Source organism: Wenyingzhuangia gracilariae, from assembly GCF_056387575.1.
Map to the genome: position 1 here is coordinate 3,282,317 of NZ_CM150748.1, position 13,592 is coordinate 3,295,908.

At 32.3% G+C, this 13,592-nt stretch carries 7 protein-coding genes; all 7 read left to right on the forward strand.

Annotation, left to right across the window (positions count from 1 at the left end; all coding sequences use genetic code 11):
- Window positions 1-147 precede the first annotated feature (147 nt).
- The 7 genes from ACY2IJ_RS14465 (at window position 148) to ACY2IJ_RS14495 (ending at window position 13,581) form a co-directional block, all read left to right on the forward strand.
- Entirely contained in the window at window positions 148-2,961 is a 2,814-nt protein-coding gene (locus ACY2IJ_RS14465; RefSeq protein WP_476725024.1) for a hypothetical protein, read from the forward strand.
- Between the two features lie 184 nt (window positions 2,962-3,145).
- On the forward strand, window positions 3,146-4,420 hold the full coding sequence (locus ACY2IJ_RS14470) for a hypothetical protein (RefSeq protein ID WP_476725025.1): 1,275 nt from the start codon (window positions 3,146-3,148) through the stop codon (window positions 4,418-4,420).
- Between the two features lie 167 nt (window positions 4,421-4,587).
- Window positions 4,588-7,515, forward strand: a complete 2,928-nt coding sequence (locus tag ACY2IJ_RS14475) for a hypothetical protein (RefSeq protein ID WP_476725026.1) — start codon at window positions 4,588-4,590, stop codon at window positions 7,513-7,515.
- 7 nt (window positions 7,516-7,522) lie between these two features.
- A complete protein-coding gene (locus ACY2IJ_RS14480; protein WP_476725027.1) occupies window positions 7,523-8,677 on the forward strand; it encodes a T9SS type A sorting domain-containing protein in 1,155 nt (384 codons plus the stop codon).
- A gap of 123 nt (window positions 8,678-8,800) precedes the next feature.
- Entirely contained in the window at window positions 8,801-10,264 is a 1,464-nt protein-coding gene (locus ACY2IJ_RS14485) for a sulfatase family protein (RefSeq protein WP_476725028.1), read from the forward strand.
- Window positions 10,265-10,283: 19 nt separating this feature from the next.
- Window positions 10,284-12,242 carry an FAD-dependent oxidoreductase gene (locus ACY2IJ_RS14490; RefSeq protein ID WP_476725029.1) on the forward strand — a complete coding sequence of 653 codons (1,959 nt, stop codon included), beginning with the start codon at window positions 10,284-10,286 and terminating at the stop codon, window positions 12,240-12,242.
- A 145-nt stretch (window positions 12,243-12,387) separates the two neighbouring features.
- Window positions 12,388-13,581, forward strand: coding sequence for a hypothetical protein (locus ACY2IJ_RS14495; protein ID WP_476725030.1), 1,194 nt, complete (start codon window positions 12,388-12,390; stop codon window positions 13,579-13,581).
- Window positions 13,582-13,592 lie beyond the last annotated feature (11 nt).

The window sequence follows — 13,592 nt, forward strand, 5'->3', positions numbered from 1 at the left end:
CTGATTTAAATTCAGTGGCTTTTTTGCTTGTTATTTTTTAAGTATTATTTTATAACCAAAGACAACGAATAAACTATGGAGTACATTCCTTTTAGAAAAAAGATATTTATTTGGACACAAAACACCGTTTTAATTTAATAACAAAAAATGAAGTCATTAAAAATATTTATGAGTTTAGGATTGGGATTGCTAACATTCATCCCACAAGTAAAAGCTCAAAAAGTAGATGTGAAATCTGCTTTATATAGCATAGAAACTGATTATACAATTACTAAGGTAAGAACAGCTGTAAACAAAAAAGAGTCTTACATTGTAGGAAGTAGTTTTGAAGGTACCGCAATAGGGGTTTCTTATAGTGGAAAAACTTTATGGGAAAACAAGTTGTCAGGTTTTATGAATCACGATTTGTGGTGTAGAGATTTAGATAACGATGGAAAAGATGAAATTGTAGTTGCCAATGCAGATGGTTCTATTTATTGTTTAGACTTTAAAGGAAAGTTATTGTGGAGTTTTAAAAAGAACGATGCTCCTATGTATGCAGTAACTATTCTTAAAAAAGGAAAAGAATCGTATGTTGTGGCTGGTGGTTTTGATAAAAATATTTATTACTTATCTCCCAAAGGAGTATTGTTAAAAACCATTCACTCTTCTGTTTTTTCTATTGAAAAGCCATGGAGTAAGTACAAAAAGGAAATGCCTAAAAGTAACGAATGTGTTGCCAATTTTATAAGACCTATTAAAAAATCAGATGGAACAGAAGTTTTGTTGGTCTTAGGAAGTAACAATCATATGAATGTGCCAGGAACTATGTATTTCTTTAATCCTTTAGAAGATGTTCCATTCAAAAAAACAGCAATTCAAGCTACCAAAGATTTAAAGAAAAAAATTAGAATTAGACCTATTGGGCACATAGAAATTACAGATATAAATAACGATGGGAACGAAGATGTAATTTTGGGAGCTTCGGCACATGTAAATGATTTGTTGGTATCTACCTATGATTTACAAAGCGATACATTCCGTTTTAAACAAATTAGCAGAGTAAAATTTGGGTATGATATTGTACACACCGTTTTAATTAATGATGATACTTTTTTAAGTAGAGCAGGAAGTCAAATACGTTTATATACAGCTCAAAACCCTACAAAAGAAGAAAAATTAGAGGGAACATATGCGTATAATGATTTATGGAAAGATGTGAATACTGGTAAAGTATTATTGGCTAGTGCTCAAAGTGGAGGTAGTTGTATTCATGTTATCGATGTTCATCAAAAAGATTGGAAAAAGAAATTTACATCTTTAAGCCCTAAGGGAAAAATAGAAAAGATTCTTAAAGAAAGAGAGTTACTTGCCAAAAACTTAAAAGATTTTGAAAAACCAAAAGAGCAAAACAAATCCGAATCTGTGTTTTTGATGACAGAAGGTGTTCCTGATCATTTGGTAGGTCTAAAAAATAAGATCGATAGAAAGTATCAAACCCCAACGTTTTTAAATTCTATATTTATGAGAAATGTAGAAAAATTTGATAGATCTAATTTTGAAAATGCCAAGTATAAAAAAGCAAGAGATAGAAGAAAAAAATATACGTTAACACAACAGCAAGCTTTAGAAACAATTACAAAAAAATATGTAGGGCAACCAGGAGTTGCTTATTGGGCAGGGCATGGTAATGATCCGTTTATGTTTAGTTTAGAAACTACTAAAAAAGTAATAGACAAAGCAGACGGAAAAAAGACGGTGTTAATTTATCCAGAAGTAGAAGATCACAATCCAGAAAATTTAAGGTTTTTAACCAATCATTTACTATATCCTTTGGCTACTTATGCAAAAGGAAAAAACACAAATGTATTTTTAAGAAATAAGAACGTGTTTTGGTTGGGTTCAAATTATTTAAACCAATGGTCTAGGTTAATGTCTGGGGAGTTTGCAGATGTGTTTGTTCCTTCTATGGAAGAAACCACAGATAAAACAATGGAATTAAGTTTGGCAGGTAGAATGGGAATGTGGACAAGTGGTGCTGTAAATGGTTGGGGTACACGTGCTGTTCCAGATAATGTGTCTATAGATAGAGCTCGTCAGTTGGGATATCAAAGATTGCCAAGTCATTTTCTAAGAATGTTAATTTTTCACACTTCAAACGGAGCACAGTTTATCAATAACTTTTCAATAAATCAAGATTACATGAGTGTTTACTGGGAGTTAATAGCTAAAGGAGCTTTGTATGTGCCTAAAAGAAATGAAGTGTTGAGTATTTCTCCAGTGCACATAAGTATGAAAGAGCCAGATCATCATTTTTTAAACGATGGAGCTAATGTGAAATGGACTACTTTTTATGATGAAGAATTTGAGAAAAACAATCCGTTTGTGTTTAGTAGAATGAATGGTTCTTGGCCAGGAGCACAAGTTACCAATTGGGATTTTTCAAGGTATGCAGCAGGAGTAAAAGAAAGAAGGGTCAATTTTCTAGCACCTTATCCTAACGGATTGGTTTTAATTACTCCTCCTCAAAAAGGTGTGTTTGCGGATAAGAATGCTCCTAGAGGCTTCTTAAAAGATAATTTGCATCCTATTTATAAAAATATTTTAAAAGAATTTATTACTGATGGTCGTAATTATTACTCTGCTGATGGAAAGCAAACTTATAAGGCTGATGAGTATTATAAAGAGGTAGAAACAGCAATTAAAGAAGGGGCTAAAAAAATGCCGATTACAGTTTCTGGAGATGTAGCTTGGGTAGTAGCTCAAATTGCTCCTAAAAAATTAAGGTTAACATTAATAGACAATGGTTATATTAACCCTAAAAAGAGCAAAGCATATGTTCAGTTTCAAACAGTACAGCCAGTTGCTATAAAAGATGTATTAACGAATGAGTCTTTTAATCTAAAAGGAACAAAAATAGAATTAGAAATTCCGTTAGGAGGGTTTAGATTTATAGACGTTACCATTAAAGAGTCTTTGTAAAAAATACTTATTTGGATTGAAAAAAAACAGCACTTTGAAGAAATGTAAAAGCGCTGTTTTTTTATAATATTTCTAGATATTGAGTACTTGTCAAAAAAGTATTGAATTTTATTAATATTGTATTGATGTTTTTTTAGTGTTTTTTTTACATTAACAAGATATTTAAAACCAAAAATTTATTAATATGATAAAAAAACTACTAAAATCGGGAATCTTGGCTTTGTCAGCTTTTATTGGAGCAGAATTACAGGCTCAAACTTTTAATTTTGATACAGATTTACAAAACTGGTCAAAGAGTTGGGGGGAAACGAGTATTGTTTCTCATGCTTCTGGAGAAGGTGTAGCAGCAAGTGGAGCATTAAAACTTGAAAGAACAGGTGCAAATTCAAATTTTGGAATTAAAAACAATGGTTCTGGTACAGTAGTAACAGGGATCAATGCAACCACAACTAAGTTTATAAAAATTGTTTATAAAAATGAAACAAACGGAAATCAACTTAGGTTAGGAGGAACGAATGGAAATAATGAAGTAATTAAGACTAATGAAAGTTTAAGTATAGACTTTGCTATTGGAGTTAATTCAGATGAATATGTAACTACGTATTTGGATATGAGTAATTATACGCTATGGACAGGAGATATATCTAACTTTTATTTAATGGTAAGAGAGAATGAACCTGATACAGCAGGTGATGCTTTTTATTTAGATGAGATAGAGTTTTTGACCTCTATGCCAGCTACTACTTATTCAGAATTTATTCAAAACCCTGGTTTTGATGGGCCTACAGGAATAACCCATTTAATTGATAACAACAAAACCTTTGTTACTAGAGGTGTTACTTCAACTCAAGTGCATGATGGTTCCCAAAGTTTAAAACTTAATTTTACGGGGAATGCAGATTCAACGTATTGGATCTTTAGTAACTATGAAAAAGTATATGAAAACTCTTATTCTGCAGGATCAATGATTCAAGTAAAAATGTGGGTAAAAACAAATAGAACTACTCCTATTAAAATGTCTGCAAGAGTTAGGTTAACCAATGGTGGAGTAGAAACATCAACAAAACCAATTGCTAGTGTTTCTAGTACTAATACAGCAATGGATTGGGAAGAGTTAACATTTAATTTAAACTGTCCTGATGCTTTTGATGGAGTTACTTTTTGGTTTTCTATTAATTATGGAGATGGAAATTCAGAAAATTTATTGGCAGGTGATGTTGTGTATATTGATCAAATTTCTGCAAGTATTACAGGGGCTACGTTATCTACAAAAAGTAACAAAATAGAAGGAGCTGTTGTAGATGCTGCAAATGGAGTGATTTCTGTTTATGGAGCAAATTTAGATGCTGTATATACTGTTACAGGACAACAAGTAAAAAACACAGGTTTGGCTAATGGGGTTTATATTGTTAAAATTTCTAAAGGAACTTTACAAGAAGCTGTAAAAGTAGCTTTGTAAACATTACAAACCATTAAAAGTATATATGTTTGTCTAAATTTTATTCAAAAAAATATTTAACAGTGTTTCTGTACTAAAAAGCACAATATATATACGTACAAAATCATGTTGTTACTAACTAGTAAATATCTTTAGATACTTATATAATTAGTAACAACATTTTTTTTATGAACTTAAAAAATTACTTTTTACAAGTATTGCTTATCGTAAGTAGTACTACTATATTTTCTCAAAAAGTCTACAATTTTGAAGCACAAGCTTCTAATTGGAAAACAACTGAAAATAGCTTGTGGAGTTTTACCTCAAGCAAAGCCTCTCAGGGTTCAGAATCTTTAAAATACAGTGTTCCTAATAATGCTACTGCAAAAGAATTAGGTGCTATTTATAGTATAGAAACTCATCATACCATTCATAAGATTAGAACAGCAAATTATCAAAACACCTCTACAATTATTGCAAGCTCTTATGAGGGAATAGTAATGGCTATAGGTTTTGATGGAGTCATTCTATGGAAAAACGCACTGTCTGGATATATGGTACACGATATGTGGTGTGCAGATCTTACAGGTGATGGAAATGATGAAGTTGTGGTGGCCAATGCCAACGGAACTATTTATTGTTTAAATACAAGTGGAAAAGAGTTGTGGCACTATCAAAAAAACGAAGTGCCAATGTATTCTGTTGCAGTGGTCCAAAAAAATGGAACTCCTTATGTAGTAGCAGGAAGCTTAGATTTAAATTGTTATTACCTATCTAACACAGGTGTACTGATCAAAGAATTAAAGTCAGCAGATTATTCTAAAGAAAAAACATGGGGAGATACAACTGCTAAAGACTTTGTGCACTATGCCAACTTTTTAAGACCTCTAAAGAAAGATGCAAACAATGATTATTTAATCATGCATGCAAGTAACAATCCATCACAAGACAGAGGAGCTATTTATGTGTTTGATGTTTTAGAAGATATTCCTGTTAAAAGAGTAGAAACTATAGGGACTAGTCCTATAGGAGAATTAAGATTTTCTGACCATGACAACGATGGGAATTTTGAAATATTATTAGGAGCATCCAATCATCAAAACAGTGCAAATGTATCTCGTTTAAACTTAGTAGATGATACTACAGATCAATACAAATTAACCAAATTAGGTTTCGGATATTCTGTAGTACAACCAGAATTAATTACGGATGTTGTTACTGAAAAATACTTTTTTTTAGTAGGAAATAAAATAGTATTGGTAGATAAGAATTTAGATATAGAAAGCGAAGAAAAGCTAGAAACAAAGTATTCATATTACGATATGTGGAAAAAGCCAAACTCCAATCAAATAATTTTAGCAAGTTGTCAAAGCGGAGGAAGCCAAATTCATATTATGGATACAGGTAATCCAGACTGGAAAACAGCGTATCAAGAATTAATTCCCACAGGAAAGCTTAAAAATATTATAGACAATACTGCTGCTATAAGAACCAACTTGGCTTCTTACATAAAACCTAGTACACAAAGAGAAGCTAGAGAAGTATTGTTGATGACAGAAAACACAAGTGAAGGACTTGCCAAAACAACAGCCAATAACATTAGAAATAATTATACATCTCCTGTGTTTTTAGGAGGTAGCCATATGTCACAAGCAGAAAGCTGGGATAGATCTGCCATGGCAAATACCAAATACATGAACCGAAGAGATGGTAGAAGAAGTTATGTATATACTCAACAACAAGCTATAGATCACATTACTGCTTGGTATGATGAAACTCCAAAAGGAGATAAAGGAATTGCGTATTGGGGAGGGCATGGAAACGATCCTTATATGTTCCAATTAGCAACCACTAAGCAAATATTAGATTATGCAAATGGTAAAAAAACAGTATTAGTTTATCCTGAACTAGAAGATCATTCTGCAGATTTTGAATGGGTAATGAATGACTTATTTTATCCTTTAGCAGATTATGCAAAAACTAAAAATGCAAATATTTATGTAAGAGCCAAACACAATTTTTGGCAAGCTAATGTGTATTTGCCAATGTGGAATGGTTTGTTGTCTGGAGAATATGCTGATGTATTTGTGCCTTCTATGGAAGAAACCACAGACAAAGCTATGGATATTAGTGTTGCAAGTAGAGTGGGGGTTTGGGCAAGTGGTGCAGTAAATAATTGGGGAACAAGAACAGTTCCAGACAATCCTAGTTACGATAGATCTAGACAATTTTGTCATCAAAGATTGCCGAATCATTTTTTACGTCATTTAATTTATCATATGTCCAATGGAGCAACATACATTAACAATTTTGCTGTAGATCCGGATTATATGAGTATTGTTTGGGAACTAGTAGCTAAAGGGGCTTTGTTTGTACCTAAACCTAATGAATTATTAAGTGTTTCGCCAGTGCATATTAGTATGTTGGAGCCCGATGAAGACTTTTTGGTAGAAGGAAGTAGTTTAAAATGGGCAACTCATTATGATGAGGCTTTCCTTAACAACAATCCTTTTGTGTTTAGCAGACAAAATGCCAATTGGATGGGAGCAAAAAATACTCCTTGGGATTTTTCTACTTATGCAGGAAATGTAAAGGATAGAAGACAGAATTATTTACCTAATTATCCAAACGGATTGGTTTTAATTACACCACCACAAACAGGAATACATGCAGATGTTACAGCTTCTAGAGGTTTGTTAAAAGATCATTTACACCCTATTTATAAAAATATTTTAAAAGAATATTATACCGATGGTAGGTATTATTATTCGGCAGACGGTACACAAACATTTAATGCAGATGAATATTACACAACCATAGAAAATGAAATAAAAGAAGGAGCAAAAGATTTGCCTTTAACAGTTTCTGGTGATGTTGCTTGGACGGTGGCACAAACATCTCCAACCAATTTAAGATTGACAATAATTGATGGAGGGTATCTTAATCCGAACGATAGAACAGCAGTTGTGAAATTTCAAAAATCCAATCCAATTTCTATGCAAGATATTTTAGATCATACGCAGTATAGTTTGTCAAATAAAGATGCTGTAAACGTAGAAATTCCTAGTGGAGGTTTCCGTTTTATAGATATTCAATTAAGTTCACCTTTAAATTAATTCCATCATGAAACAAATAGTAAAAATTTATGTTTTGTTGATGGTTGCAATATCAACAACAAGTAAAGCACAAGAAAAAGTAAATATTTTAAATACAGATTATTATGGTTTTGAAGTAACATCAGGTGATGATGGTTGGTGGATGCAACAACCTGAAAATTTTTCTATAAGTACAGATAAAGGAGCTGATAATTCAGTACATAGTTTAAAGTATGCAAATAATACTACTTTTTCGGGAATTAAAAAAGCCTTTGGAAGTACTACTATTAATGATATGTTGATTGATGTAAAAGCGGGTACTTATATGTTAAAAACTATGATTTGGTTAGAGGCAGAATCAGAGTTGTCAGCAGTAAAAATTAATTTTAGAACTGATGGAGAAAGTGAGGTAAATGCAGTGTTTGATTTGTCTGCTGTAGCCAAAAATCAGTGGGTTGAAGTTGCTACAGAATTAACAACTCCTCACGATTTTGTAAATACTAATGTTAGGGTGTTAATGCAGTCTAATTATGGAACTGGAACCATGTATTTAGATGATTTGCAATTATTGACTGATGCTCCAGAAGAAGTGGTTTCTCTTCCTTTCTTAAGTCAAATTGAAACTATGGATGAAGAACATTTGACCTTAAATAAAGGAACTTATACGGTTAGTTTACAAGTATGGATTGATGAAAACACAACCATATCTAATTTTTATACACAAGTTTTAGATCCTTGGGTTACTTTAAAATGGGATCTTTCATCAGTAGCTCAAAAAGAGTGGGTAACACTTACGCAAAAAATGGTTTTAAATAAAAACGCAGTCAATGCTGTTTTTAGGTTGCAAGTAAACAACCAACCAGAATTTGGAGGAGGAAAAGGAAGCTTTTATGTAGATAATCTTAGAATAGAACAAATAGAAGAAGAAGATTTAAATGTGGAAGAACCGTTGTTGGAAAAAGAGGTTTTGTTTTTCCCAAATCCTGCATCAGAATTTGTAGAGTTTAAACTACCTATAAATAGTAAGGTTGAGGTTTATAATGCTCTAGGAAAAAAAGTAAAAGAAATAAAAATAAACACATTATTACATAAAGAGGTTGTTTCTAATCTAGCCAATGGTGTTTATTATCTTAAAATTTACAAGCTAAAACAACAAGTTACTCAAAAGTTAATTATTCATTAAGTTTATAAAATAGATTGTTTGATATGTAGGTTTAATTATTTACTCTAAAAGACATTAGAGTAACTTAGACATACATAAAAATCAACCCTTAAAATTAGTTTTACCTTAAGTTTTAAAAATCAAATGAAAAAAACAAAACAAAATTTAATAGCCTTATTGAGTATTATTCTTTTAACAAGTTGTGTTACCAAAGAAGAAAAAAAAGTTGATAAGAACTTAAAACCTAACATTGTATTATTTGTGGCAGATGATCATGGTAAAGATGCTTTAGGATGCTATGGAAATTCGGTAATTCAAACTCCCAATTTAGATAGAATGGCATCAGAAGGTGTACGTTTTAACAATGCCTATTGTACAAGTGCTAGTTGTGCAGCAAGTAGATCGGTAATTTTAACAGGTAAATTTGGGCATGCTACAGGGTCTTACGGTCATGTGCACGATTATCATCACTTTAGTACTTATGACAATGTAAAATCGTTACCTGTTTTGTTAGAAGCAGGTGGTTACGAAACTGCAAGAATTGGTAAATATCACGTAGCACCAGAATCTGTGTATCATTTTAATACGGTGTTAGAAGCAGATCCAAGAAGTACTTTAGAAATGGCAGATGCTTGTTTAGATGTGATCAAATCAGATAAACCATTTTTCTTGTATTTCTGTACAGACGATCCGCATAGAGGGCATCCATTTGTTTCAGAACCTTGGAATTTACCCAATACGTTTGGAAATAAAAAAGAACCTTATCCGGGAGAAATTCAAATGGTTTATGACCCTAAAGATGTAGTAGTGCCAGATTTTTTACCCGACACAAAAGAATCTAGAGAAGAAATAGCACAGTACTATCAGAGTATTTCTAGAATAGATCAAGGTTTTGGTAGATTAATGTCTCATTTAAAAGAAGCAGGAAAGTTAGATAATACAATTGTTTTGTATATATCAGACAATGGAATGGCTTTTCCAGGAGCAAAAACAACGGTTTATGAACCAGGAATTCAGTTGCCTTGTATTATTAAAGATCCTACAAAAAAGGGAAATAAAGGAGGGGTAAACAACGCTAAAATATCTTGGGTAGATTTAACACCAACTATTTTAGACATGGCAAATGTTGCTTACGATGTTAAACAATTTCATGGAAAATCTTTCAATTCAATTATAGAACAAGAAAATCCAAAAGGATGGGATGATGTATATGCATCGCATACTTTTCATGAAATTACTATGTATTATCCAATGAGGGTTGCTATAGAAAAGAATTATAAATTAATTTGGAACATTGCTTGGCAATTAGATTATCCATTTGCTTCAGATTTGTGGGCATCGTCTACATGGCAGAGTGTGTACAGAAATAACGAAAAAATGTATGGAAACAAAACAGTAGAGGAATATTTAAGACATGCTGATTTTGAGTTGTTTGATTTGGAAAATGATCCAGGAGAGGTACACAATTTAGCAGATAAAAAAGAATATCAAGATGTGTTAAAACACATGAAAGCCAAGCTGAAAAAATTTCAGTTAGATACCAGAGATCCTTGGTTAATTATGTGGGATCACGATAATTCTTTACAAGGAACAGGAGTAGACTTATAAAAGAACAAAAAGTAAAAAAATGAAACGTAGAAATTTTATTAAAAATGCAGCTGGTGCCGCAATGGCAGCAAGTGTATTGCCATTAACATCATGCACATCTCTAGATGGGGTTGCAGCAGGTATTAATAGCGAGAATACAAGTAATACAGGGGGTGATGATCAATGGCATCAATTAGGAACGGGGAAAAAGGTTCCCAATCCAAATCGAAAAAAAACAGTGGTTTATGATGTAGTAGTTGTTGGAGCCGGTATTGCTGGGATTTCTGCGGCAGTTGCTGCTGCAAGAAATGGAGCTAAAACAGTATTGATTAATGACCGTCCTGTGTTAGGAGGAAATGCATCTAGTGAAATTCGTGTTACATTAAATGGAGTAAATCATTTAAAATCAGGAAGAGCAGAAAGAGAAACAGGAATTGTTGAAGAATTGATGTTGGAAAACAGGTTGTACAATCCACAAGAGTCTTATCCTGTTTGGGATCATGTAGTTTATGATTATGTAGTTAGAGAGCCTAATTTAACAGTAATGCTTAACACACAAGCTATTGATGCTGAAATGAAAGGTACAAAAATAATTTCTGCACGTTGTTGGCAATTAACTACTGAAACGGAATTTATAATTAAAGGAGATGTGTTTATAGATTGTTCTGGTGATGGATTAATGGCTGCAAAAGCAGGTGCGTTATATAGAACAGGAAGAGAAGGTAAAGACGAATTTAATGAAAAGTATGCTCCAGATAAACCAGATGGATGGCAAATGGGAGCTTCTATTCTTTTACAAGGAAAAAATCATGGAAGACCTATGCCTTATACACCTCCTTCTTTTGTGAAAAAATACGATGGAGACAATGCTCATCGTGAAAGAAAAATAGATCAATATTTAGATGGATATTGGTGGGTAGAGTTAGGTAGTGATCATGATATTATTGATGTACAAGAAGAGAATCGTCACAGTTTAATGGGGTATTTACATGGAGTATGGGATTATATTAAAAACTCAGGAAAATTCCCAGGTTCTGAGAACTATGCTTTAGAATGGGTAGGATCTTTGCCAGGCCGTAGAGAATCTAGACGTTTTATAGGGGATCATATTTTATCGGAAAGAGACTTGACAGAACATAGACATTTTGAAGATGCTATCGGTTTTGGAGGTTGGTCTTTAGACGAGCACAATCCAGGGGGGATTTTAGATATTAAAGAACGACCAAGTTTTTTTCATCAAAAATTTAAAACAGTATATGAAGTACCATTTAGTTCATTGTATTCTAAAAATATAAATAATTTAATGTTTGCAGGACGTAACGCAAGTTTAACACATATTGCTCTTTCTTCTACTAGGATTCAAAGTACTTGTGCATTGATGGGGCAGGCGGTAGGTACTGCAGCAACTATTTGTGTGGATAAAGGGATGACTCCAAGGGAGGTTCGTAATAAACATATTAAACAATTGCAAGAAATGTTAATGAGAGATGATGTGTACATTCCTAAAGTAGTAGCAAATGACCCTAATGATTTAGCCCAAAAAGCAAGTGTGATTTTTGGATCTTCTACAAAATCTGGTGATGCTAAAAATGTAATCAATGGAATTTCTAGAGATATAGATGGGAAAATTAATCACTGGCAGTCAGAAAGCTTACCTGCTGTTTTTCAAATGGAATGGGATAGTCCTGTTAAGCTTTCTAAAGTGGAGATAAAGTGCGATACCAATTTACAGAAAAACATAACGATGAGAAAACAACCTTTAACTGAATGGCAAAAAAAGAGTTATATAACTACGGTGCCACCAGAGTTAATGCGAGTGTTAGACTTAGAAGTTAGAGTAAATGGAGCATGGGTAAAAGTCGGTGAAAAAGATAGGAATATTGCTCGTTTGATTAAATTTAATTTTGATCAAGTGAAAACATCTGCAATTAGAATTCATTTAAAAGAAACTTATGGACAGTCTACAGCCAAATTGTTTGAAGTCCGAGCTTATGAGTAAAATAAAAAGTTTATAAGAAGTAAAACAAGTATTGCTATTGGTCTATGTAGGTAAGTATTTACCAATAGCAAACTTGTTTTTTTATAAAAAAAAGCACCAATTTTGAAGGCTTACCTTTAGCAACAATCTCTAAATTATTTAGCTAATGAAATTTAACATTAACCAAATAATAATTAATAAATGTCTTCAGAAAAAGAAATTTTTAGCAAGTCAATTTATTCTTTGTTTAATACTTTTGTTTGTGGGAGTAGACCTGCATTCTGGAACGCTACCTAATCCAACAAAACACACACACAAAATACAGGTTTATCAACCTGCGGTAGACAAAGAAAAAAACATAGAATGTAATTTAATAGAAGAGGTGTTGCCAAATGGAACACAACGTTTTTACATAGATGTAAACTCTGTTAATTGTGGAGAAAACATATGTGAAGTGATTGTGGTTCGAATGTTTTTTGATGAATTAGGAAGATATCAGTACATTGATTTAGAACCTGGAGACGAGTTAGAAAAAGCCAAAGGAAAACCATTTACCGAAGAAGATTATACGAAACTAGAAGAAATTTTAAGAAACAAAAAATCAGAATTAAGAGTTGTTTTTAAAGAAGATTTGGTTACAAGTGATGTGGTTGAAAGAGGAAATGCAGATATTGATGGGATTTCAGGAGCTACATCTTCTATAAGTCCATCCGAAACGGTAGAGGGTGCTGTTTGGACATGTTACACATTGTGGCATTGGGCAAATGGTGATGTGGTTAAAAATATTAGACAAATTAAAGCTAGTCAATTAAACAATACACAATTAATTGACGAGTATTTGGAAAAAACAGATTTTGGATATAAGCAATTTGCATTAGAATACCTTAAAAAAAGAAAAGTATACAATGTACCTGCAGTAAGTAAGGTAACACAGCAAGGAATAAAAGCCAATTACAAGGTGTTTAAAGAAGTGCTTTCTTATATAGAAACTAGTCCAGACACTATTTATTACAACGTTCTTAACAACCTTTTTGTAAATGGAGATTCTAAAAAAAGAATTGCTTGTTTAAACTCCTTATCTTATGTAGAAAAACAAAACTATTCTGCTTTTTTTGATGAATTAAGTGCTCAAATAAATTCCTTTACATATCAAGAAGTAGAAATGTTTTTAACCCTAGTACAAAGAAAAGACTACCACTCAATCATTTTAAAAAAGGAATTGCTAAAAATGTTAGAGAGTTCTAACTTTTTAGTAGCTAGAAGAGCCTATTGGTACATTGGTAATAATAATTTAGAGCTTTCAAAAAAAGAACAGAAAAGCGTATCAAAATTTCAAAAAAAGTATAAAAACAGATTATAATAAATCAAGAA

Excerpts from the sequence above, each read along its gene's own strand:
- ACY2IJ_RS14485 (WP_476725028.1), top strand. The coding sequence starts at position 8,801 with ATGAAAAAAACAAAACAAAATTTAATAGCCTTATTGAGTATTATTCTT.
- ACY2IJ_RS14465 (WP_476725024.1), top strand. The coding sequence starts at position 148 with ATGAAGTCATTAAAAATATTTATGAGTTTAGGATTGGGATTGCTAACA.
- ACY2IJ_RS14495 (WP_476725030.1), top strand. The coding sequence starts at position 12,388 with ATGAAATTTAACATTAACCAAATAATAATTAATAAATGTCTTCAGAAA.
- ACY2IJ_RS14490 (WP_476725029.1), top strand. The coding sequence starts at position 10,284 with ATGAAACGTAGAAATTTTATTAAAAATGCAGCTGGTGCCGCAATGGCA.
- ACY2IJ_RS14480 (WP_476725027.1), top strand. The coding sequence starts at position 7,523 with ATGAAACAAATAGTAAAAATTTATGTTTTGTTGATGGTTGCAATATCA.
- ACY2IJ_RS14470 (WP_476725025.1), top strand. The coding sequence starts at position 3,146 with ATGATAAAAAAACTACTAAAATCGGGAATCTTGGCTTTGTCAGCTTTT.
- ACY2IJ_RS14475 (WP_476725026.1), top strand. The coding sequence starts at position 4,588 with ATGAACTTAAAAAATTACTTTTTACAAGTATTGCTTATCGTAAGTAGT.